Source organism: Paenisporosarcina cavernae (assembly GCF_003595195.1).
GTDB lineage: Bacteria > Bacillota > Bacilli > Bacillales_A > Planococcaceae > Paenisporosarcina > Paenisporosarcina cavernae.
Map to the genome: position 1 here is coordinate 2,124,464 of NZ_CP032418.1, position 22,350 is coordinate 2,146,813.

A 22,350-nucleotide genomic window follows, 5' to 3' on the forward strand; every position below is an offset into this window, starting at 1 on the left:
TTTTTATTGAGGTGATTTTTTGTTATTTCTCTTACTATTAAAGTTGCGATAACGTATGTTTATTTTGTAGTGATTTCAATTTTTCTTCACGTTATCTGAGCCACTTAGCTTAGAGCCAGTTGCTTTTTGCTTTAACAAAATTCACAGTTGGTGTGTTGAAGATTGGATTTTTCCACTTGTATCGTCGTGTGCTCTATTTTGTATTCCTGTTTGACTAAATCGATAGCTTTTTGCAGAATACTTTGTTCATCAGCAAGGTCTTCAATGACCATGTGACAGCTGAGCGAATCGAGTCCAGATGTAATTGTCCAAATGTGTAGATCGTGCACATCCTTTACCCCATCAATTGTAATGAGTTTCTCGGTTAACTCGTCTTTGTCCATTGTAGGAGGCGTTCCTTCCATCAAGATATGCACACTTTGAGTTAATACACCCCACGCACTTTTTAAAATGAGTAGCGCAACAATGACAGATATAATCGGATCTGCGATATACCAATCGAGAAGAAGCATCAGGACACCTGCAATAATTGCACCTATAGAACCTAGTGCATCTCCAAGAATATGTAAGTAGGCACTTTTTAAGTTAACGTTATCTTTCACGTCAGCAGTTCGTGTAAGTGACCAAGCACTCATAATATTTGCGAATAAACCAATCGCTGCGATGATCATCATCGTTCCACTTGCAACGGTAGGCGGTTCCATAAATCGACCAATTGCTTCATAAATGATAAATCCGGCAATGACAAATAGCGTGACACCATTAAATAGAGCTGCGAGTATTTCAAAGCGATAGTAGCCATATGTTTTATTTTTCGAGGCGGGTCGACTTGCAAACCAGACTGCAAGTAAACTCAGAGCGAGCGATGCAACGTCTGACAACATATGCCCACTGTCCGCAAGGAGTGCTAAACTGTTGGTAAATAGTCCACCAAAAAATTCAAGAACCATTATTCCAGCTGTTATAAGTAATGCGATGATGAGTCCTTTTCGATTTCCTTCCCGCTTTTCATGAAAATGATGGTTGTGGGAATGATCGTGATTGTGTGCCATATTTTTCAAACCTTTCGTCTCTCAATATTCCTCTATACCTCTAAACAAAATAAATTACACGTTTTGAGCCATAAAAACATACCTATCCGCTAGAGGAATAGGTATGCATCGCTTCGTTCTTATTCTTCATCGTCTGTTTCTTCAAAAGCAGCTACAACTGCTTCATATTCTTCATCTTCCTCAATCATGACTAGCTCCTCATTCGAATCTACTTTTAAGAAGAAGATATCCATATCATCCGTTGTGTCAGCGTTCACTTCATCTGCAAATCCAACAGCAACGTACTGAGCATCGTCAATTGATAATGTCCCAACTACTTCTAGCTCTTGCACTTCTTCATTTTCATCCACCATTGTAAAAACATCTCCGACTTTTACTTGTTCCATTCAAACTCCTCCACTTCCTGAATAGATATTCATTTCAATATCGGTTTTCTCTTAAAGTGTATTTCGTTTCGAAGTGCAATATTCCCTTTATTTTCATTGCAATGAAAAATAATATGGACTTTACACTGTTAGTCAATCATTTCCATCGAGGCTGTCACGATCCCCGTAATTTGTCCTTGCTGATTTAACAAAGGTTCGGCAAATACAGAGTAACAAATTTCTCCAGTTGAAAGAGGAAAACAAATTTTTCGATGAATTTGTCTCTTTGTTTCAATGACTTCTTTTTTCAATTCCATTAAAGCACGAGTTCCTTCGTTATCATCAAGTTCTAGATCTGTTTTTCCAATAGATGCATCTTGCTCAAAATCAGCATGAGGATTGTATAGCCATGTATAGCGTAAATCCAAATCACAATGCGCAATGACAATTGGTGCATTTTTTAACGCAACGTGAAAAGGTTCTGTATTTTCATTCATGAAAAACGCAAATGGACTAAAGTTCAAGACAGTCGCAATATTTTTTGCCACTTCCATACTTGGATTGCGTGTGCCGCTTTCGATTTGGCTGTAGTAGGCACGATTGATGTGCGCTTTTATTGATACTTCCTCTTGTGTTAACTGTTGTTTTTTTCGTTTTTCCATTAACCATTTTCTCACTTTCAATCTCTCCTTGACGGTAGCAATAAAAGATGTGGCAACTAGCCACAGTTATTCTTTGGTAGTTCCTATACTATTAAGAATAGTTTCAGTATTACTTTTTAATAGCTGAATTTCTTTCAATAATATATTGTTTATCGCTGGAGGTCACATGAAAAATTTACCACTCACAAATCGTTTGCTATTCCTTACATATGTAAAAGCAAAACGATTATCATTAGAAAAAAGTTTCCTCCAATCCTTACGAAATGAAATCGCTTCTAGAAAAATTGTCATTCATTTAAAGCGAAAATAATTTAGTATTTATTACCCCCTTTCTTTTCAAAATATGCATCAAAAGCGCTAAAAAACTCACGAATTGCACATTGGACGAATCGTATGTTCCATTCATTCGTATTCTTAAATAGACTTGTAAAATGAGGGGGCAGAACATGTCATTATTTAATAAAGCGCTAGCTAGTATCGGAATAGGATCTGCAAAAATTGACACTGTTTTAGAAAAAGGATCTTATACTGCCGGAGAACTTGTAACCGGCCAAGTAAAGGTCAGAGGTGGAAACATCAACCAATTAGTTGACTCGATTTTTGTAAGTGTTTATACCACTTATGTGAAAGAAGCAGACGATCATAAATACAATGCAAAAGCAGCTGTAAAACAATATAAAGTAACAGAACCTTTTACGATTTTAGCTGGAGAAACAAAGGAATTTCCGATTACCTTTACCTTACCTTTTGATACGCCAATCACTATAGGAAACACACGAGTATGGATTCAAACTGAAATGGATATTAAAAATGCAGCTGATCCTACGGATAAAGATTACATTGATGTAAAACCTGCGCCAATCGCCGCTGCCATTATCAATGAAGTTCAAAACATCGGATTCCGCATTCGAAAAGTCGACTGTGAGCATGCTTCTCATCGATTCCGTGGAGCATATCCATTCATTCAAGAAGTAGAATTTATTCCAACAAGCGGACCGTTTCGCGGAAAATTAGATGAACTAGAAGTCATGTTTATCTCGCAATCGGAATCACACGCGGACATTATCTTGCAAGTGGATCGAAAAGCAAGAGGACTAGGAAGTTTATTTTCAGAAGCACTCGGAACGGATGAAAGCTATGTTCGAATGACTGTTTCGTCCACCGATATTCCTTTCCTACGTACAAAACTCGAACAAATCATCTCAAAACATGTATAAAAAAAGCACGAAGTCCGATAATAATGGGCTTCGTGTTTTTGTATGGAACAAACGGTGTTCCACTCCATTCTTTATAGGAGAGGTCATAATGGAAACTGCTTGTTGTACCCATCCTTCATTAGAAACATCTCAATGTTTTTTACAGATTAATCCATTTATCCAACCATCCTTCTTTTCTAAAAAAATTCCGCGATACTTTTTAGATGGTTAATCGTCTATGTTTGTAAGAAGGAGTTGAAATGTATGGAGATGGATTTAGAGCGATTGTATTTCGAATACAGTGATAAGGTATACCATTTTATTTACATCCTTGTTCGGAATAAAGAAACGGCTGAAGATTTAACACAAGAAACATTCTATAAAGCATATAAGGGATTGCAACATTTTAATGATCAATCGTCGCACTCTACGTGGTTACTTAAAATAGCCCGAAATACTACATACGATTACTTTAGACGAAAAAGAATTATTCAATTTTTCACCTGGGGAAATGAAGTAGTTATTGACCATCAGACCTTAACACCCGAAAGCTCCGCATTAAGAAATGAAACGCATTCCGAAATCCATACAGCATTATTGCGTTTAAAAAAGGACTATCGTGACGTGATTATTCTAAGAAAAATTAATGAATGCTCTATATAGGAAACCGCGGCAATACTAGGTTGGACAGAGGCCAAGGTAAAGTCAAAAATATCTCGGAGAATAGAAGCGCTTAAAGTAGAGATTGATGAGAAAGTAGGTGCTATGAATGAGTGAAGTGAACGAATTAGATGAATTATTTCTACAGATGAAGGAAATTGACCGATCAGAAGAAGCTAAAAGAAAAACGTATCAACAACTCAAAGTAAGAACAATGAAAAAAAACCGATTTCCAACTCCATTGTTTGTCACCATTACTGTCATTGCGCTCGTGAGTATCTTAACCTTTAACATATTAAAACCTGATACGACTTCTCCCCACACCGCAACTGTCGTTACGAATGATGATAAAAATATAGAAGCTGTCACCGCTGTATTACAGTCAGAATTTACGGTCCCAAATGAGGAATATATTCGTATTCAACAAAATCTGGATACGAAAATTGATGAAATGCTACAGGAGTTACCTGAGAGTAATGAAGGGATTAACTTAACAGAAGATATACCTGAAGTCGCTGCGTATCAAGAATTAGTAGAAAAAACGTATAAACAATACTATACCGCTAATGAATTTGAAAAATTAATGCCTACTAATCAAGCTTTTCGATATCACATATGGACTACTAAAAAGGACGTTCACTACAAAATGAAAATAAGTGACATTCAAGTCACAAAAAGTGAAAACGAAAATACTCCTAAAAATTATGACTTTGGTGCACAGGTAAAGTATACAAATAATGCAGGAAAAACGTCACTTCATCATATAAAAGGAATGGCTATCTTATCTGAAGAAGGCAAAATTGGCAAATTCACGATTCGAGATGATGGAGGAATCCAAGAGAAGATTTATGAAGATACGATGGAACAATAAAGGCAAACAGACATTTGTCTTTTAGCTTAAGCAAAAAACGCTTCTCTCTGCTTATTGAACAGAGAGAAGCGTTAAAATTTCTTTGTCGGTTAAAACGGAACTTACATCATTCCGCTTATGAAGTTAAAGATTGCTTTTATAATTAATATTTTTTGTTCCAATTATTCATGAGTATTCGATAATTCATCATAAACCATTTTCAAGTCATGCAAATAAGTACTCATTTCTTTATCAAATTTATTGACAAAAATCACGAAATGTATTCTCCCGATTAATGACTTTAAATATTTTAATTCTAGTTCAGTATTTATATCTGTTATTCCAAGTGTCTTTGATATGTGATTGTAAATACCGAATTTTTTAATATAATATACTTCTTGTCTAATTTTTTTCCTGTAAATAATAGAAGTTTGAATTTTTTTATTAACTACTATTCCAGTTATAATTTGTCTCTGGTGATTTTTTAATACTCTTATTTTACTCTCATTTAACTGTAAGTGGATTTTTAGGAGCTCATTTTTAACTCTAGAAATAACATGATGTTTATTGATTTCTCCCGAAAAGGTAAGATCATCCGCGTATCTTGTATATCTTATTCGCTTTTTTTTGCAGTAAGAATAAATTTTCCTATCAAAATTTAGCATAACCAAATTTGATAAATAAGGACTAGTCACAGCTCCTTGAGGCAAAGCTCCGTTTAAAATGCATAATCTAGTTAATAACCATGAGATTTCTTTGCTATATCCTATCTCTTTAAATATCCGATAAATTAAATCTTCCTTTACGTTATTAAAGAATCTAATTATATCAAGTTTTAGTACAGTTTTCTGATTTCTGTGGAACTTTACATTGTCTTTAATAGATAATCCTTTTACATAAGCCTTCGCACTTGGGTGTATATTTAATTTATACAAAATCTCTTCTAAGATCCATTTTTGAATTATTTTTAGATTAGGCAAGGGTTCAGAAATCTTTCTACTACCACCATTAAGTTTCTTTATTCTAAAGCTTTTATAAAAATAGGAAGCATCGTTTGCAACCTTGAACATGTATTCGTGACTTATGCCTATTAATTGGCCTAAGTGTATTTCATCATAAATAATAGGTAAGCCTCTATCATACAATTTTTTTGCATAGAACAAGTTATTTTCTATTTCGTGGGAAGATATATTATTTTCAAAAGCAACTAAGCAATACTTCTTTTTATAGTATTCCCAATCCATATATTCCTCCTAAAAAAGATTCCACAGTCACATTAAATACTATGTTTTCTGTACTGGAGAAATCTTCACCTCTCCAGTACAGCATAAATTGTCCCAATTTATGCTATGACAAACGTAATTCAAAGGTTCGAAGCTCTGACTTCGGCCGTGAATTACGTTTGTCCCAGGCTTGAAAATCAGTTCATTAGTGTATAACGAATCGCTATACTGACCTCGGTCAAAATACTAACATGTGGAATCATTTCTTTAAGTATATCTCAAATAAATCTTTTTTTTCAATAAAATATTTATACTCTGGAAGAATATTGAATTTATAGTCAATATTTTTATTTAACTCTAGTTCCTTAATTCTTTGATGGCCGAGTTCTGTTACTTGTAATAATCCTTCTAAGTCTGATAAACATCCATTCCTTCTTAAATTTGTCAATTCTTTTGCAATATCTCTATATGTATATTTATAACCCTCTATTATATTAAGATTGAAGTTTAATAAAACTGACTTTAGAACAGCATATTGTAATTCAAAATTTTCCAAAATACCCCTCCTTATTATTATCTTGGAAACGGAGCCTTTCTCCCCTTTTTTGTAGACCAAAAGAAAGGGATTGTGTTATTTGGAGTTCGGATTAAAGATATTAATGCACCTGTTTTATTATACCCAAAGGCAAAATCATCTGAAGCATTAATTTTCTTGGAAATATTCTTTAAAATACTCATTTCATCATCTTTGGAATCTTTCAAGACATCTCTGATGTTATAATAATCTATTTCTGAATGAATGTAGTTAAGTCTCATGCTATCGAATATTTTTTTTGCGTTATCTTCGATACACATAGACATTATTAGTATATTGTTTATATTTAATCCTTTAGAAATATATTCTTCTAAACACTGTTTAGCGGTATTACCAGAACCAATATAATCGTCAATAAAAATAACTAGATTATTTTTTTCATTTATTTCTTTAATATCGTCTTCATTCAAAAAATTATACACATTAATTTTTTTCCCTTTTTTCCATTTTTGATAATTAAATAACATTGACTTCGTTAGATAAGCAACGAAATTAGAACTTTTAACCAACTTCATTTCACTCTCAAAGTTTCCAGAATATTTCAATAATGGTATCACGTAAATTTTTTTTCTTAAGTAACCTTTATTAAAAGCATCTTCGAACATTTTCAAAATCAAATTTTCATATTCAGTTATAGTAATATATGTAAACTTCTCAGTTAGATTGATTATAAAAAATTGCTCATCAAGATTTAATTTTTCTAATGAAGTGATGAAATGATTATACATTATTGAGTCTTTATTCCATCCTTTGTTATCGAAAATATCTTCAATTTTTATTAAAATATCAGAGTTCATTAACCTACTCCTGAAAATAAATTTTTTAAATAACATAATTTACACGGTATCAATGAATAACGATGGATTAAGGTGATTTAGTTTTATATTGTGATTATACATTTATAAGTTCCATGACTTCAATAAAATTAAATATATATATTAAAAATCCGGAAATATACTAATAATCCGTTCTTCAAGTATTGAAGTATTGGAAAATATTAATATATTTTCGAAATTGAATTAACTTTTATACATTGAGTCGTAGTAACTAAAAAATTTCAGAAACTCAAAAAAGCTTCCCTTCTGCTCATTAGAACAAAAGGGAAGCTTTCCAATTTTCTTTTAAATGGTTAAACCGTAACTTACATCATGCCGCCCATTCCACCCATGCCGCTCATGTCTGGCATTGCTGGAGCTGGTTCTGGAATATCTGCAACTACTGCTTCTGTTGTTAAGAACATCGCTGCTACAGATGCTGCGTTTTGTAATGCAGAACGAGTAACTTTTGTTGGATCTACGATACCAGATTCCATCATGTTCACCCATTCGCCGTTTGCTGCGTTGAATCCGATACCAATTGCTTCGCGTTTTAGACGATCTACAATGATTGAACCTTCTAATCCTGCGTTATTTGCAATTTGACGAACTGGTTCTTCTAATGCACGTAAAACAATTTTCACACCAGTAGCGACGTCGCCAGTTTCTTCAGCTGTCACTTCTGATACTTTGTTATATACGTTTACTAGTGCAGTACCACCACCAGATACGATACCTTCTTCGACTGCTGCGCGCGTAGAGTTTAACGCGTCTTCAATACGAAGTTTGCGTTCTTTCAATTCTGTTTCTGTTGCAGCTCCAACTTTAATTACTGCTACACCACCAGAAAGTTTTGCTAAACGTTCTTGTAGTTTTTCTTTATCAAATTCAGAAGAAGTTTCTTCTAATTGCGAGCGAATTTGTGTGACACGTGCAGAAATTTTCGCTGTATCGCCAGATCCTTCAACGATAGTCGTATTTTCTTTTGTAACAACTACTTTCGCTGCGCGTCCAAGTTGCGTGATGGAAGCGGATTTTAAGTCTAGACCTAGATCTTCCGTTATAACTTCACCACCTGTTAAGATCGCAATGTCTTCAAGCATTGCTTTACGACGATCACCGAATCCTGGAGCTTTTACAGCAACAGCATTGAATGTACCACGTAATTTGTTCACTACTAATGTTGCAAGTGCTTCGCCTTCAACATCTTCAGCGATTAAGATTAACGGTTTGCCTTGTTGTACCACTTGCTCTAAAACAGGAAGGATTTCTTGGATGTTCGTAATTTTTTTATCTGTAATGAGGATATACGGATTATCTAGTACAGCTTCCATTTTTTCAGAATCTGTTACCATGTACGGCGATGCGTATCCTCGGTCGAATTGCATCCCTTCTACAACATCTAGCTCCGTAGTAAATCCTTTTGACTCTTCGATCGTAATAACACCGTCGTTCCCAACGCGTTCCATTGCTTCAGCAATTAATTGGCCAACTTCTTCGTCGGCTGCAGAAATTGCTGCTACCTGTGCAATTGACTCTTTGCCTTCGATTTCTTTAGAGATTTCTTTAAGTTCAGTTACTGCAGCTGCCACCGCTTTTTCGATTCCTTTACGGATTCCAACAGGGTTTGCACCAGCTGTCACGTTTTTTAGTCCTTCACGAATCATTGCTTGCGCTAGAACAGTTGCAGTTGTTGTACCGTCCCCTGCAATTTCGTTTGTTTTCGAAGCAACTTCTGCTACTAATTTTGCACCCATGTTTTCGAATGCATCTTCTAATTCAATTTCTTTTGCGATTGTCACACCGTCATTCGTAATAAGTGGTGAACCGAATTTTTTCTCTAAAACGACGTTACGCCCCTTAGGTCCAAGTGTCACTTTCACAGCGTCTGCTAATTTATCTACTCCACGAAGCATTAAACTACGTGCGTCTTCACTAAATTTAATTTCTTTTGCCATGTTGAATGTACCCTCCTATTTGGAAATGAATTATTCTACAATTGCTAAAATATCGCTCTCGCGTAAGATTAAGTATTCGTTGCCTGCGTATTTCACTTCTGTTCCTGCGTATTTCGAGAAGATGATTTTATCTCCTTCTTTTACGTCAAGATCCACGCGTGTGCCGTTATCTAATACACGTCCAGTACCTACAGCAACTACTTTCCCTTCCTGCGGTTTCTCTTTTGCAGAGTCCGGAAGTACGATGCCGAAAGATGTTGTTTCCTCCGCTTCGACTAATTCGATTACGATACGATCGCCTAATGGTTTTAACAAGTGAAACTACCTCCTCAAAATGGTTGTTCGATTTTATTAGCACTCTAAACTATCGAGTGCTAACACAAGTATTATAATAATGAATTCGTTCTTTTTTTGCAAGTATAAACCCTCTTCATTTTATAATTTTGCAAAGAGGTATCAATCCCTTTAGAATAAAGGAAGATACGCTTATCAAAGAAGGGACTTCATTACGTGAAGAAAAACAAAACACTCGCAATTTTACTCATTGTCTATATACTCATGCAGCTCTCCGGATTTCTCATTGGACCATTATTGTTCCTCTATTTTCAAGGTGTTTATCCAAACGATTTAAAAATGGCAGAACTAATGACAAATGGCTGGTTTGTGTTCGTCAGCATGTCACTTGCAGCGGTGATTTTTTTATTCCTCATCCGCAAAGAGAAGAATTTCGTGGATTTACCGGGGAAGAAAGCGAGCATAGGAAAGTCGATTGGCTTCGGTATTATCGGATTTTTCCTCGTACTAATTGGCCAATCAATTGGTGCCTACATAGAGTCATTAATCGGCATCCCGCCTGGTTCTGAAAATACGGCTCAATTTCTTGAGATAGCTAGTGCAGCTCCAGTTGCGATTTTTTCCATTGTATTATTTGCTCCATTTTTAGAAGAAGTGGTATTTCGTCGCGTTATTTTTGGAACTGTTTTAGGTAAATCGAATTTTGTCATTGCGGCAATCGTTAGTGCTGTCGTGTTCGCCATTATTCACTTCGATTTTGCACACATCATACTGTATGCAATTAGTGGATTTATATTCGCCTATTTGTACTACATAACGAAGCGCCTTCTTACTTCATTTATCGCACATATGCTGTTAAATGGATTTGTGACCGTTATCCAATTGAATATTGATGCACTTGAAAAATTTCAAAAAAGTCTTCAATTCATCTTGCATCATTTACAATAGTAAAAATCCGTGAACGGACTTGTTCACGGATTTATTCGTTACAGGTATTCTTTTTCTATAGTCAATGTACTACGTACTGTATCAATCGGGCGCACAATCTGTTCAATTTGTTCCCGTTTCGATTCTAAGAATGGTGGCAATGATAATTTTTCCCCCACCGTTTCGTACGGCTCATCTCCCATAAATCCTGGACCGTCTGTTGCCCATTCGAATAAAATTCCTGGTGCAACTCGCGCGTATAACGACTCGAAGAAGAAACGGTCTACATAGCCAGATGTTCCAAATCCTAAATTTTGCATCCGGTCAATCCAGTAGTGTAGCGCATTCGTATCCTCCACGCGGAACGCGGCATGATGCACCGTACCAAATCCTTGCATTCCTTGTGGTAAGAGCGTGTTATGTTCGACGATCACTTGTGCGCCATTGCCACCTTCTCCTACTTCGAATAAATGAAGGGATTCTTCCTTCGCAATTTCTTTCATTTCCATTGCTTCCTCTAACACACGTTTGAACGCCTCAAAATTTGCAATACGAATATGAATGGGACCAAGTCCTGTAATCGCGTACTCTAATGGAACCGGACCATTTTGCCAGGGTGTCCCAGATGCAACCCCTTCATTTAACTCATCCGAAATTAACATATACTGTTGATCATCAAAATCCACAAATGACAGCGTTTGTTTTCCGAATAGTTCCTGCACACCACCATGTTTGACATTATATTTGTCAAAACGCTTTATCCAGTAATGAAGTGCATCATCAGTCGGAACACGGAACGCCGTTTTATAAATTTCGTTCGTTCCGTGCGTTCCTTTTTGAATTCCTGGAAAATCGAAAAACGTCATATCCGTTCCGGCTGATCCTTTATCGTCTGCAAAAAATAAATGATACGTACGAATATCATCTTGGTTGACTGTTTTTTTCACTAAACGCATACCTAAGACATACGTGAAAAACTCATAATTTTTTTCCGCACTGCTCGTAATAGCTGTTACGTGATGAATTCCTTTTAACTCATTCATAACGATCTCTCCTCTAACATTTACTTCTTGTAATTATTATCTCGAATTCGAGATAATTTGTCAAGAAGTTGGTTTGAAGTGGAATTTATCTCTTTTAAGAAGCAACTTGAATGAAGCGATTCTTAATATGACCACTTTTCCTCTTTCTCGAGACATTTTAACTCCAAACCAAGACAAAATGGGAGAATACCAAGAATTGATACATTTATTTCCAAAAACCATCCTATCATTACTTTTTTATACGTAAAAAACCGCCGAATCATTTCGATTCGACGGCATGTTCGTTGCCACTACTTGCTAGTTCTAATTCCCGCTTTTGCTCTGCTAACACATATTTGCGATAGCCAAATCGAGAGATAAACACGCTCAATTCGTATAGAGCAAACAGTGGTACCGTCACAAGTAAATGCGAGAAAATATCAGGCGGTGTAATAAACGCCGCAATCACAAATAACACAAAGTACGCGTACTTTCGGATTTTCGATAGTGTCATGGGATTTATTAACCCTAGCCGTGCAAGAAACAATAACACAACTGGTAATTGAAAAATAAATCCGAACGGAATCGTCACTTGAAATAGAAAGTTAAAATACTCATTTATTCCAATGACTTGAGTGATGCCTAGATCACCAGATAATAAAATCATGTATTCCACGATAAACGGAAATAACACCTTATAGCTAAACAAAATTCCACCTACAAATAAAAAGAATGTAAAGGGAATATAGCTTAGTGTCGCTTTGCGTTCTGTTTCATATAGTCCCGGGCTAACAAATCCCCACAATTGGTACAAGATCACCGGAGACGTCACCACTAGAGATAACACAATAATTACTTTCAAGTAAATCATGATTGGATCGGTAATTGTAAATGCATGGAGCGTCAATTGCTTCGCTTCTTCGCTAAACTGCAAAAAGTGAATGATCGGCTTTGCGACAAAGAAACTACCAATAAACGCTACAACAAAGAAAACGACGATTATCATCAGTCGTTTTCGAATTTCTTCTATATGCTCGATTAAGGTTAATTCGTTTTGATTCACAAAAACCAATCCTTACTTCGTCTCTTCTACCTTTTTCGCTTCGATGACTTGTTTGTCATCTTGCTCGTCATCTGCTAATCCTTTTGTTGCGTTTTTAAACTCACGTAAGGAAGAACCAAACGCTTTACCTAACTCAGGCAATTTCTTCGGTCCAAAAATCAGCAATGCGATAATCCCGATAATAATTAAACTACCAATACCCGGAGCCATGACAGCACCTCCCTTAGTTATGGTTCTATTCTAACGCATTTAGCGTATAATAGCCATTTCCTTTCATGAACGAACTGTGAACTTTTCAAATTGCGCCAAACCTTAATTTTCGCTACACTTAAGAGTAGATTTGAGGTGAGTTAGATGTATGTATTGCAAGTACAGAATGTCGTAAAGTCCTTCGTCGTGGACGAGATATTAAGTGGCGTCAAAATGGAAGTTGGAGAACGTGATCGTGTCGCACTTGTTGGGCGTAACGGGGCGGGAAAATCCACTTTGTTAAAAATTATCGCGGGAGAATTATCATTTGACTCAGGTGATATTATTATCCCGAAACATATTCGAATTGGATATTTAGAACAGCATGCAGGAATTGATTCGACCTTATCGATTTGGGAAGAAATGCTTTCGCTGTTCGCTCATTTCATTACCGATGAAAAAGAACTGCGAGCGATGGAACAGCAAATGTCTGATCCTGCAATTACTGGGAATGAAGAGCGCTATGCCAAGTTATTAGCTGACTATGACCAAAAACAGACCGCATTTAAAGATGCGGGTGGCTATCAGTATGAATCCGATATTCGTTCTGTTTTACATGGGATGCAATTTTATCCGGCCGATTTCGAGACACCAATTCAGTCTCTATCCGGTGGGCAAAAAACAAGATTAGCGTTAGCTAAGTTACTATTAACGAAACCAGATTTACTCATTCTCGATGAGCCTACGAACCATTTAGATATGGATACGTTAGCTTGGCTTGAAAAATATTTGCAAGGATATCCTGGAGCGATCCTCATCGTCTCGCATGACCGTTATTTCCTTGATCAAGTTGTCGATTATGTATATGAAGTATCGAGACATCAGGTGTCACGATATGTTGGAAATTACTCTGCCTATTTAGATCAAAAAGCTGCGAATTACGAACGAGATAAAAAACTCTTTGAAAAGCAGCAATCCGAAAAGGCAAAGCTAGAAGAATTTGTACAAAAGAATATTGCCCGTGCATCCACTACGAAAATGGCGCAATCGAGACGAAAAGTGCTCGAAAAGACCGACTGGATGGAAGCTCCGGATGGGAAAGAAAAATCAGCGAATTTTGGATTTGGTTTGGACAAACAAAGTGGGAATGATGTCTTATCAATCCGTGATTTAACCGTCGGCTACGATGGAAATCCAACGTGTAAAGAAATGAACGTACAAGTATATAGAGAAGATCGAATCGCAATTGTCGGTCCAAATGGTGTCGGAAAATCGACGTTGTTGAAAACAATCGTGAAAGACTTGCCTCCTATTAAAGGTACGATTCATTATGGCACAAATGTTCAATTCGGTTATTACGACCAGCAACAAGCAAAGCTTACGGGAAATCGTACCGTCCTTCGTGAGTTGTGGGATGAGTGGCCATTGATGAATGAAAAAGATATCCGCTCTATCCTAGGACGGTTTTTATTCAGCGGGGATGACGTGGAAAAACCAATTTCATCGCTTTCAGGTGGAGAGAAAGCACGTGTCGCATTAGCGAAACTGATGCTCTTAAAATCCAACACTCTCATTTTGGATGAGCCGACCAACCATTTAGACTTAGACAGTAAAATCGTGTTAGAAAATGCCTTATTAAACTTTCCAGGCACAATCCTATTTGTGTCACATGATCGTTACTTCATTAATCGAATTGCCAATAAAGTGTTGGAAGTAACCCCTAACGGGACGACGCTATACCTTGGAGATTACGATTATTATGTGGAGAAAAAACTAGAGCAAGCAGAGATAGCAGCACTAACAAAAACAGAAGATGAGAAGCGGCCTGCCATTTCCACCTCGGCCCATTCGCAAATCGATAAAGAAGCGAAAAAGCGAATCCGTCAAATCACAAGACAAATGGACGAGCTTGAAAATGCCATGCAGCGTGTGGAAGAATCGATTGGCGAACTGCATGAGAAATTATTAGATCCGGATATTACGGGAGATCATGAAGCACTCTACGACATCCAACAATCAATCGAAGCCGAAAAGGAACAACAAGATTTACTAGAACTAGAATGGCTAGAATTACAACAAGAATTAGATACATTAAACGAGTAACAACTTATGCCTCGGCATAGGTTGTTTTTTTCTACATATATCTTGGTCAAGTACTATTTTTCGACATTCGGATTTCCACAGATTTGTGCACATCTAAAATGTTGATTTAATAGGCTATACACAGACTTATCCACATTATCCACAAGGTAAATTCTTTTTATACACAGATTGTTTCGGAAATCGAACCACTATATGTTGTTTATCCGCTACTTACCCACAAGTTATCCACATTTTGTGCATAAGTACGCATGTTCTCTATTGACAGAGAAAATGAGTTTTGGTATAAAAAACCGACTTTCTCATCCAATCCATCAAAGAATTGTAGAGAAAATCGGGTAGTTATTCATTCCAGCTAGTAAGCTCCATTCCTGGTCTTCCATTCAATGCATAATCCGAACGTTTTCCAGCTAAAAACATATGATAGCCAGCAGCTGCAATCATTGCTGCGTTATCTGTGCATAACGATAATGGCGGAATCACGAGCGGAATGCCTGCTTTCTCACATGCTGCCTTCAATGCAGTGCGTAAGCCTTTATTCGCAGAAACGCCTCCAGCTGCAAGAATTTGAGCAACACCATATTCGTTTGCTGCTCGCATCGTTTTCGTCACGAGCACTTCCACGACACTTTCTTGAAATCCTGCTGCCACCGCAGAAGGGGTAATTTCTTCCCCTTTTTGCTCAGCGTTATGTTTGTAGTTGATCACGGCTGATTTCAATCCGCTAAAGCTAAAATCATAGGATCCTTCTTCCAACCACACTTTTGGAAATGAAACCTTTTCCTCTGCTTCCATTGCTAAACGATCTACATGAGGGCCACCCGGATACGGCAAATGGAGAACTCGGGCTACTTTATCATAGGCCTCACCTGCTGCATCATCGCGAGTTTCTCCTATAACTTGAAAATCGCCATGTTCTTTCATTACCACAAGCTCCGTGTGTCCGCCAGAAACGACGAGCGTTAAAAGAGGAAATTCTAACTCAGTCACTAAAGCATTGGCATAAATGTGCCCTGCAATGTGATGTACACCTATTAATGGCAAGTTATTCGCAAAGGCAAATGCTTTCGCAGCTTGTATTCCTACTAATAACGCGCCTACTAATCCAGGTCCTTCCGTAACTGCCACAGCAGAAAGTTCTGAGGGTAATAGATTCGCTTCTTTTAATGCTTGCTCCAGTACAAGTGTCATCTGCTCCACGTGCTGTCTTGATGCGATTTCTGGAACGACACCACCAAATTGCTTATGCGTTTGTATTTGAGATGCCACGACATTCGTGATAATTTCCGTTCCGTTTTTCACAATCGCCACTGCTGTTTCATCACAACTCGTTTCAATACCTAAAATATACGTATCTTGTTTCATGTAAATTCCACCCACATTACCAGCCCATCCTCTTGGTTATCCGTATAATAATTCTTCCGAATACCACCGTCTTTAAACCCTAGTTTTCGGTACAGATTTTGTGCTGGAGTATTTGTTACCCGAACTTCTAACGTCATCAAAACCGCTCCGTGCTCTTTTGATACACGGATAGCTTCCCGCATTAATCCTTCTCCGATTTTGCGTCCCTTGAACGCTTGTAGAACAGCCACATTCGTTATGTGGCATTCATCCATGACGAGCCACATCCCACAAAATCCGACGATTTGATGTTCCGCAGTTTCCGCTACGACATAATACGCATGGAAGTTGTTTGTCATTTCATGTTGAAATGCTTCCTCCGTCCAAGGCAAGGTGAATGCTTCCCGTTCAATCGCTAGGACCGAGGTAATATCTTCGTATGTCATTTTCCGATAGAGAATATTAGTTGTCATTGTTCTGATTCGCTTTCTGTAAGTTCGCTTCTGCTTCTGTAATTCGTTTATACATTGGGACAAAAGTGTGCGTACTTTCAATGGATGGAAGCTCTTTTTGTTGTGCTAGTTGAATGAGATGAACAGCATTTGGGGCATCTAACACTTGATCTGCTCGCTTCGCTCGTTCTCCAAGAATACTTGTGATTTTCTCCCAATGTGTTTCCACATTTTCACCAAGGAATAAAATATCCCCTTCATTTTGGGATAAAGATTTCACTACATCTTCTACAGAGTAATATCCAGTTTCAACAAGTGTTTCCTGCTTTTCATTCACCGCAATTATAAACCCATAACCACGTCGTGCATCAACAAGTGCACAGACGATTCCTGGAAAGGATCGTCCGTTCTGTGCTAACACTTCCATACTAGAAACACCGACTAATGGGATTTTCAATGTCCATGCTAACGTTTTCGCTAGCGTAACCCCTATACGAACTCCTGTGTAAGAACCTGGCCCCTCTGCTACTGCAATTGCGTCTAAATCTGCTGGAGATATTGAAGCATCCTGCATCGCTTTTTCAACAGCAGGCATCGCGCCAATGGAATGGGATAATTTCTCCGTTTGGAGATACTCTGTCAGTACTTGACCATCTTTCATGATGGCAACAGCTAGAGGTGTATTGGATGTATCAATACCTAACCAAATCATGTTATTAACTCCTTTAAAAGGCTTTCAGAACGCTCTCCCGTTGCACGAATGGTAAACGCACGTTCTTCTTCGGCAACTCGAGCAATATGAATCATCAAGCGATCTTGTGGCAATTCCGAGTTGATAATGGAAGACCATTCTACAATTGTCACCGCATCTCCGAAAAATATCTCGTCCCATCCAAGATCGTCCACACTGTCTTCTAGTCGGTAGACATCCAAGTGATTAAAAGGAAATTTCCCTTCATATTGCTTCATTATCGTAAACGTTGGGCTATTCACAATTCTTGTAATTCCTAATCCTTTTGCGAAGAACTGTGTGAAAGTTGTCTTTCCCGCTCCCAAATCTCCGTCTAAGGTAATCACGTCTTGAGGTTGAACAAGATGAGCAAGCTTCATCGCCAAAGTTCGTGTCTCCTCTAGTGAATGAACCGCAATTGTTTTTTCCATCGTTGTTCCCTCCTCCAATCAATACTATAAGTGTAGCGAAAATAACCCTATAGGTCACTTCTAAGCATAAGAAAATCCACAGAGAAAGAAATACTTTCTGTGTGGATGAATAATTCATATAATGGCGGTCCCGACGGGAATCGAACCCGCGATCTCCTGCGTGACAGGCAGGCATGTTAACCGCTACACCACGGGACCTTTATGTGAGAATTTCTAGCAACATGTATTATTATATCAATCTCCCCCTGTAATACAAGTGTTTTTCGAAAATAGTTTAATCAAACAGAGAAAAGATCATTACTAGCTATAAATAAGTCGTTCCAATTGAAAAAATCTCGACCTTTCATTATGGTAAAAACAGAAAGAAAGGATGACATACATGCATACAATCACAACAACCGAGCAATGGGAACAAGCAAAAGAACACTCTAGATCAGAAGCAGTTTTTGTTATGAAAACAAGCAACACATGCCCAATTAGCCTACGTGCAGAAATTGAATACAAACAATTTGAAACAAACGTACCAAAGTACAATCTAGTGGTACAACATGCACGCGATATTTCAAATCTGATTGCAGAAGAACTAGATGTTCGACACGAAAGTCCACAAGTCTTTTTATTGAAAGATGGAGAATGCATCTGGCAAGAAACACATTCCGCAATCACTCGCAAAACACTACAAGAAGCTGCCGAGAACTTTGCCTAAACTTAAGTTGCTACGAAGTAGCAACTTTTTTTGTGCACACGACATGGTTTTTCGATGAAAACTTTGTTCTCATTCTGATGGAGAAGTCTAAGCGCCGATAGAAAGACGATATTCGCCGATAGGAGAAAATTTGCGCCGTTAAAGACTTCCTCAGCGCTGATGGGAGACAGTTTTCCACTTATAGAACGCGATTTCCCGCTGATAGACGATAAATTCCCCTACATTTTTGATACATATACTAATTTTCCATCTATTATTCCACTTAACGCTACGCCAATGAAACAACATAAGAATTTCCCATAAAAAAAGAACCAACCATAAATGATAAATGGTTGATCCTCATTGCCCAGCGACGTCCTACGACGCACCGGATGTGCTAGTGCCGGCTAAGCGACAGGACGTCGCGTGCATGAAGCCGGCCTCTCACGTGAGAGTTCAACGAAGTTTTCTCCATAAAAAAAGGAACTCCTCATAAGAAGAATTCCTTAGTAGCCCAGCGACGTCCTACTCTCACAGGGGGAAACCCCCAACTACCATCGGCGCTAAAGAGCTTAACTTCCGTGTTCGGTATGGGAACGGGTGTGACCTCTTTGCCATAATCACTGGATTATTTTGTTCGAGTGTTTGTTCACTCAAAACTGGATAAACGTCATTGAAAGAACACGTTCGGTGGAAACGTCTTGCGACGTTCCACGTTTTTTGGTTAAGTCCTCGATCGATTAGTATTCGTCAGCTGCACGTGTCGCCACGCTTCCACCTCGAACCTATCTACCTCATCGTCTTTGAGGGATCTTACTTACTTGCGTAATGGGAAATCTCATCTTGAGGGGGGCTTCATGCTTAGATGCTTTCAGCACTTATCCCGTCCACACATAGCTACCCAGCGATGCTCTTGGCAGAACAACTGGTACACCAGCGGTGTGTCCATCCCGGTCCTCTCGTACTAAGGACAGCTCCTCTCAAATTTCCTACGCCCACGACGGATAGGGACCGAACTGTCTCACGACGTTCTGAACCCAGCTCGCGTACCGCTTTAATGGGCGAACAGCCCAACCCTTGGGACCGACTACAGCCCCAGGATGCGATGAGCCGACATCGAGGTGCCAAACCTCCCCGTCGATGTGGACTCTTGGGGGAGATAAGCCTGTTATCCCCGGGGTAGCTTTTATCCGTTGAGCGATGGCCCTTCCATGCGGAACCACCGGATCACTAAGCCCGTCTTTCGACCCTGCTCGACTTGTAGGTCTCGCAGTCAAGCTCCCTTCTGCCTTTACACTCTACGAATGATTTCCAACCATTCTGAGGGAACCTTTGGGCGCCTCCGTTACACTTTAGGAGGCGACCGCCCCAGTCAAACTGCCCGCCTGACACTGTCTCCTACCCGGCTTACGGGTATGGGTTAGAAGTTCAATACAACCAGGGTAGTATCCCACCGACGCCTCCTCCGAAGCTGGCGCTCCGGGCTCTTAGGCTCCTACCTATCCTGTACAAGTTGTACCAAAATTCCATATCAGGCTACAGTAAAGCTCCACGGGGTCTTTCCGTCCTGTCGCGGGTAACCTGCATCTTCACAGGTACTATAATTTCACCGAGTCTCTCGTTGAGACAGTGCCCAGATCGTTACGCCTTTCGTGCGGGTCGGAACTTACCCGACAAGGAATTTCGCTACCTTAGGACCGTTATAGTTACGGCCGCCGTTTACTGGGGCTTCAATTCGCACCTTCGCTTGCGCTAAGCACTCCTCTTAACCTTCCAGCACCGGGCAGGCGTCAGCCCCTATACGTCACCTTACGGTTTTGCAGAGACCTGTGTTTTTGCTAAACAGTCGCCTGGGCCTATTCACTGCGGCTCTCTCGGGCTTTAACACCCTAATAGAGCACCCCTTCTCCCGAAGTTACGGGGTCATTTTGCCGAGTTCCTTAACGAGAGTTCTCTCGATCACCTTAGGATTCTCTCCTCGACTACCTGTGTCGGTTTGCGGTACGGGCACCTCCCGCCTCGTTAGAGGCTTTTCTTGGCAGTGTGAAATCAGGAACTCCAGACCAAGTGGTCCTTGTCATCACAGCTCAATGTTATAGGAACGGGATTTGCCTCATTCCACATCTCACTGCTTGAACGTGCACAACCAACGGCACGCTTACCCTATCCTACTGCGTCCCCCCATTACTCAAACGGCGGGGAGGTGGTACAGGAATATCAACCTGTTGTCCATCGTCTACGCCTATCGGCCTCGACTTAGGTCCCGACTAACCCTGAGCGGACGAGCCTTCCTCAGGAAACCTTAGTCATTCGGTGGACGGGATTCTCACCCGTCTTTCGCTACTCATACCGGCATTCTCACTTCTAAGCGCTCCACCAGTCCTTCCGGTCTAGCTTCAACGCCCTTAGAACGCTCTCCTACCACTGACACCTACGGTGTCAATCCACAGCTTCGGTGAATTGTTTAGCCCCGATACATTTTCGGCGCAGCGTCACTCGACCAGTGAGCTATTACGCACTCTTTAAATGATGGCTGCTTCTAAGCCAACATCCTGGTTGTCTAAGCAACGCCACATCCTTTTCCACTTAACAATTACTTGGGGACCTTAGCTGGTGGTCTGGGCTGTTTCCCTCTTGACTACGGATCTTATCACTCGCAGTCTGACTCCCAAACATAAATCTCTGGCATTCGGAGTTTGTCTGAATTCGGTAACCCGGGATGGGCCCCTAGTCCAAACAGTGCTCTACCTCCAGGATTCTCACGTTTGAGGCTAGCCCTAAAGCTATTTCGGAGAGAACCAGCTATCTCCAGGTTCGATTGGAATTTCTCCGCTACCCACACCTCATCCCCGCATTTTTCAACATGCGTGGGTTCGGGCCTCCAGTAAGTGTTACCTTACCTTCACCCTGGACATGGGTAGATCACCTGGTTTCGGGTCTACAACTACGTACTCATTCGCCCTATTCAGACTCGCTTTCGCTACGGCTCCGCCTTCTCAGCTTAACCTTGCACGCAATCGTAACTCGCCGGTTCATTCTACAAAAGGCACGCTATCACCCATTAACGGGCTCTAACTACTTGTAGGCACACGGTTTCAGGATCTTTTTCACTCCCCTTCCGGGGTGCTTTTCACCTTTCCCTCACGGTACTGGTTCACTATCGGTCACTAGGGAGTATTTAGCCTTGGGAGATGGTCCTCCCGGATTCCGACGGAATTTCACGTGTTCCGCCGTACTCAGGATCCACTCAGGAGAGAACGAACTTTCGACTACAGGGCTGTTACCTTGTTTCGCGGACCTTTCCAGATCGCTTCGCCTACCCCGTTCTTTTGTAACTCCGTATTGAGTGTCCTACAACCCCAAGAGGCAAGCCTCTTGGTTTGGGCTCTTCCCGTTTCGCTCGCCGCTACTCAGGGAATCGATTTTTCTTTCTCTTCCTCCAGGTACTTAGATGTTTCAGTTCCCTGGGTGTGCCTCGATTACGCTATGAATTCACGTAAACGTACTGCTCGATTAAAAACAGTGGGTTTCCCCATTCGGAAATCCCCGGATCAATGCTTACTTACAGCTCCCCGAGGCATATCGGTGTTCGTACCGTCCTTCTTCGGCTCCTAGTGCCAAGGCATTCACCGTGCGCCCTTATTAACTTAACCGTTAATAAGCCTTGCATGGAAACAGTTCAAAACTGTTTACCTTGAATCTTACTTACAATGTGTTGCTTTCAATGTCGTTTTATC

At 39.6% G+C, this 22,350-nt stretch carries 22 protein-coding genes, 1 tRNA gene and 2 rRNA genes; 7 read left to right on the forward strand and 18 right to left on the reverse strand.

Annotated features, from left to right (window positions below):
- Positions 1-131 precede the first annotated feature (131 nt).
- The 3 genes from D3873_RS10905 to D3873_RS10915 form a co-directional block, all read right to left on the reverse strand.
- On the reverse strand, positions 132-1,052 hold the full coding sequence (locus D3873_RS10905) for a cation diffusion facilitator family transporter (RefSeq protein ID WP_119884540.1): 921 nt from the start codon (positions 1,050-1,052) through the stop codon (positions 132-134).
- A 119-nt stretch (positions 1,053-1,171) separates the two neighbouring features.
- Entirely contained in the window at positions 1,172-1,438 is a 267-nt protein-coding gene (locus D3873_RS10910) for a DUF1292 domain-containing protein (protein WP_119884048.1), read from the reverse strand.
- A gap of 128 nt (positions 1,439-1,566) precedes the next feature.
- Positions 1,567-2,094, reverse strand: coding sequence for a helix-turn-helix domain-containing protein (locus tag D3873_RS10915; protein WP_119884049.1), 528 nt, complete (start codon positions 2,092-2,094; stop codon positions 1,567-1,569).
- Positions 2,095-2,245: 151 nt separating this feature from the next.
- Here D3873_RS10915 and sda point away from each other — a divergent pair, with 151 nt between their 5' ends.
- The 4 genes from sda to D3873_RS10935 all read left to right on the forward strand — a co-directional run bounded on the left by sda (position 2,246) and on the right by D3873_RS10935 (position 4,806).
- On the forward strand, positions 2,246-2,389 hold the full coding sequence (gene sda / locus D3873_RS10920) for a sporulation histidine kinase inhibitor Sda (RefSeq protein WP_119884050.1): 144 nt from the start codon (positions 2,246-2,248) through the stop codon (positions 2,387-2,389).
- Between the two features lie 136 nt (positions 2,390-2,525).
- Positions 2,526-3,296 (forward strand): sporulation protein, encoded by a 771-nt coding sequence (locus D3873_RS10925; RefSeq protein WP_119884051.1) that lies wholly within the window; start codon positions 2,526-2,528, stop codon positions 3,294-3,296.
- A gap of 243 nt (positions 3,297-3,539) precedes the next feature.
- Positions 3,540-3,938 (forward strand): RNA polymerase sigma factor, encoded by a 399-nt coding sequence (locus D3873_RS10930; protein ID WP_238473774.1) that lies wholly within the window; start codon positions 3,540-3,542, stop codon positions 3,936-3,938.
- Between the two features lie 106 nt (positions 3,939-4,044).
- Positions 4,045-4,806: a hypothetical protein gene (locus D3873_RS10935; RefSeq protein WP_238473775.1), complete on the forward strand. Its 762-nt coding sequence runs from the start codon at positions 4,045-4,047 to the stop codon at positions 4,804-4,806.
- Positions 4,807-4,967: 161 nt separating this feature from the next.
- Here the strand turns inward: D3873_RS10935 and D3873_RS10940 are convergent, their stop codons facing one another.
- The 5 genes from D3873_RS10940 to groES all read right to left on the reverse strand — a co-directional run bounded on the left by D3873_RS10940 (position 4,968) and on the right by groES (position 9,691).
- Positions 4,968-6,029 carry a retron St85 family RNA-directed DNA polymerase gene (locus D3873_RS10940; RefSeq protein WP_119884052.1) on the reverse strand — a complete coding sequence of 354 codons (1,062 nt, stop codon included), beginning with the start codon at positions 6,027-6,029 and terminating at the stop codon, positions 4,968-4,970.
- A gap of 238 nt (positions 6,030-6,267) precedes the next feature.
- Positions 6,268-6,564: a hypothetical protein gene (locus D3873_RS10945; protein ID WP_119884053.1), complete on the reverse strand. Its 297-nt coding sequence runs from the start codon at positions 6,562-6,564 to the stop codon at positions 6,268-6,270.
- 17 nt (positions 6,565-6,581) lie between these two features.
- Positions 6,582-7,400: a phosphoribosyltransferase-like protein gene (locus tag D3873_RS10950; protein WP_119884054.1), complete on the reverse strand. Its 819-nt coding sequence runs from the start codon at positions 7,398-7,400 to the stop codon at positions 6,582-6,584.
- 344 nt (positions 7,401-7,744) lie between these two features.
- Positions 7,745-9,376: a chaperonin GroEL gene (gene groL / locus D3873_RS10955; RefSeq protein ID WP_119884055.1), complete on the reverse strand. Its 1,632-nt coding sequence runs from the start codon at positions 9,374-9,376 to the stop codon at positions 7,745-7,747.
- A gap of 30 nt (positions 9,377-9,406) precedes the next feature.
- A complete protein-coding gene (gene groES, locus D3873_RS10960) occupies positions 9,407-9,691 on the reverse strand; it encodes a co-chaperone GroES (RefSeq protein WP_119884056.1) in 285 nt (94 codons plus the stop codon).
- Positions 9,692-9,886: 195 nt separating this feature from the next.
- Between groES and D3873_RS10965 the strand changes: the two genes are divergently transcribed.
- Positions 9,887-10,618 (forward strand): CPBP family intramembrane glutamic endopeptidase, encoded by a 732-nt coding sequence (locus D3873_RS10965; protein WP_238473776.1) that lies wholly within the window; start codon positions 9,887-9,889, stop codon positions 10,616-10,618.
- Positions 10,619-10,656: 38 nt separating this feature from the next.
- On the opposite strand, the gene D3873_RS10970 is transcribed toward D3873_RS10965, so the two are convergent.
- From D3873_RS10970 to tatA, 3 genes are all read right to left on the reverse strand, one after another.
- Positions 10,657-11,640 (reverse strand): ring-cleaving dioxygenase, encoded by a 984-nt coding sequence (locus D3873_RS10970; protein ID WP_119884057.1) that lies wholly within the window; start codon positions 11,638-11,640, stop codon positions 10,657-10,659.
- Positions 11,641-11,899: 259 nt separating this feature from the next.
- On the reverse strand, positions 11,900-12,682 hold the full coding sequence (tatC, locus tag D3873_RS10975) for a twin-arginine translocase subunit TatC (RefSeq protein ID WP_119884543.1): 783 nt from the start codon (positions 12,680-12,682) through the stop codon (positions 11,900-11,902).
- Positions 12,683-12,694: 12 nt separating this feature from the next.
- Positions 12,695-12,892, reverse strand: coding sequence for a twin-arginine translocase TatA/TatE family subunit (gene tatA / locus D3873_RS10980; protein ID WP_119884058.1), 198 nt, complete (start codon positions 12,890-12,892; stop codon positions 12,695-12,697).
- A 144-nt stretch (positions 12,893-13,036) separates the two neighbouring features.
- On the opposite strand from tatA, the gene D3873_RS10985 reads away from it, so the two are divergent.
- The gene (locus D3873_RS10985) at positions 13,037-14,974 is read left to right on the forward strand and encodes an ABC-F family ATP-binding cassette domain-containing protein (protein ID WP_119884059.1); all 1,938 of its coding nucleotides are present in this window, start codon (positions 13,037-13,039) and stop codon (positions 14,972-14,974) included.
- Between the two features lie 339 nt (positions 14,975-15,313).
- On the opposite strand, the gene tsaD is transcribed toward D3873_RS10985, so the two are convergent.
- The 5 genes from tsaD to D3873_RS11010 form a co-directional block, all read right to left on the reverse strand.
- Positions 15,314-16,336, reverse strand: coding sequence for a tRNA (adenosine(37)-N6)-threonylcarbamoyltransferase complex transferase subunit TsaD (tsaD, locus tag D3873_RS10990; protein WP_119884060.1), 1,023 nt, complete (start codon positions 16,334-16,336; stop codon positions 15,314-15,316).
- Complete coding sequence (rimI, locus tag D3873_RS10995) at positions 16,333-16,788, reverse strand: ribosomal protein S18-alanine N-acetyltransferase (protein WP_119884061.1); 456 nt, start codon at positions 16,786-16,788, stop codon at positions 16,333-16,335. The genes tsaD and rimI overlap by 4 nt, the downstream gene beginning before the upstream one ends.
- Positions 16,778-17,479, reverse strand: coding sequence for a tRNA (adenosine(37)-N6)-threonylcarbamoyltransferase complex dimerization subunit type 1 TsaB (gene tsaB / locus D3873_RS11000; RefSeq protein ID WP_119884062.1), 702 nt, complete (start codon positions 17,477-17,479; stop codon positions 16,778-16,780). The genes rimI and tsaB overlap by 11 nt, the downstream gene beginning before the upstream one ends.
- Positions 17,476-17,928 (reverse strand): tRNA (adenosine(37)-N6)-threonylcarbamoyltransferase complex ATPase subunit type 1 TsaE, encoded by a 453-nt coding sequence (gene tsaE, locus D3873_RS11005; RefSeq protein WP_119884063.1) that lies wholly within the window; start codon positions 17,926-17,928, stop codon positions 17,476-17,478. The genes tsaB and tsaE overlap by 4 nt, the downstream gene beginning before the upstream one ends.
- A gap of 122 nt (positions 17,929-18,050) precedes the next feature.
- Positions 18,051-18,126, reverse strand: a tRNA-Asp gene (locus tag D3873_RS11010).
- Between the two features lie 181 nt (positions 18,127-18,307).
- Between D3873_RS11010 and ytxJ the strand changes: the two genes are divergently transcribed.
- Positions 18,308-18,634: a bacillithiol system redox-active protein YtxJ gene (gene ytxJ / locus D3873_RS11015; RefSeq protein WP_162920188.1), complete on the forward strand. Its 327-nt coding sequence runs from the start codon at positions 18,308-18,310 to the stop codon at positions 18,632-18,634.
- 491 nt (positions 18,635-19,125) lie between these two features.
- Here ytxJ and rrf read toward each other — a convergent pair.
- Positions 19,126-19,241: ribosomal RNA gene (gene rrf, locus D3873_RS11020) — 5S ribosomal RNA — on the reverse strand.
- Between the two features lie 92 nt (positions 19,242-19,333).
- Positions 19,334-22,266 (reverse strand): 23S ribosomal RNA (locus D3873_RS11025).
- Positions 22,267-22,350: the final 84 nt, after the last annotated feature.

Bases quoted from the DNA above. Each gene is read 5' to 3' on its own strand.
- tsaE (WP_119884063.1), bottom strand. From the start codon at position 17,928: ATGGAAAAAACAATTGCGGTTCATTCACTAGAGGAGACACGAACTTTG.
- D3873_RS10950 (WP_119884054.1), bottom strand. From the start codon at position 7,400: ATGAACTCTGATATTTTAATAAAAATTGAAGATATTTTCGATAACAAA.
- D3873_RS10930 (WP_238473774.1), top strand. From the start codon at position 3,540: ATGGAGATGGATTTAGAGCGATTGTATTTCGAATACAGTGATAAGGTA.
- groL (WP_119884055.1), bottom strand. From the start codon at position 9,376: ATGGCAAAAGAAATTAAATTTAGTGAAGACGCACGTAGTTTAATGCTT.
- D3873_RS10905 (WP_119884540.1), bottom strand. From the start codon at position 1,052: ATGGCACACAATCACGATCATTCCCACAACCATCATTTTCATGAAAAG.
- D3873_RS10935 (WP_238473775.1), top strand. From the start codon at position 4,045: ATGAGTGAAGTGAACGAATTAGATGAATTATTTCTACAGATGAAGGAA.
- tatA (WP_119884058.1), bottom strand. From the start codon at position 12,892: ATGGCTCCGGGTATTGGTAGTTTAATTATTATCGGGATTATCGCATTG.
- tsaD (WP_119884060.1), bottom strand. From the start codon at position 16,336: ATGAAACAAGATACGTATATTTTAGGTATTGAAACGAGTTGTGATGAA.
- tsaB (WP_119884062.1), bottom strand. From the start codon at position 17,479: ATGATTTGGTTAGGTATTGATACATCCAATACACCTCTAGCTGTTGCC.
- D3873_RS10940 (WP_119884052.1), bottom strand. From the start codon at position 6,029: ATGGATTGGGAATACTATAAAAAGAAGTATTGCTTAGTTGCTTTTGAA.
- D3873_RS10970 (WP_119884057.1), bottom strand. From the start codon at position 11,640: ATGAATGAGTTAAAAGGAATTCATCACGTAACAGCTATTACGAGCAGT.
- sda (WP_119884050.1), top strand. From the start codon at position 2,246: ATGAAAAATTTACCACTCACAAATCGTTTGCTATTCCTTACATATGTA.
- D3873_RS10925 (WP_119884051.1), top strand. From the start codon at position 2,526: ATGTCATTATTTAATAAAGCGCTAGCTAGTATCGGAATAGGATCTGCA.
- D3873_RS10910 (WP_119884048.1), bottom strand. From the start codon at position 1,438: ATGGAACAAGTAAAAGTCGGAGATGTTTTTACAATGGTGGATGAAAAT.
- D3873_RS10985 (WP_119884059.1), top strand. From the start codon at position 13,037: ATGTATGTATTGCAAGTACAGAATGTCGTAAAGTCCTTCGTCGTGGAC.
- ytxJ (WP_162920188.1), top strand. From the start codon at position 18,308: ATGCATACAATCACAACAACCGAGCAATGGGAACAAGCAAAAGAACAC.
- rimI (WP_119884061.1), bottom strand. From the start codon at position 16,788: ATGACAACTAATATTCTCTATCGGAAAATGACATACGAAGATATTACC.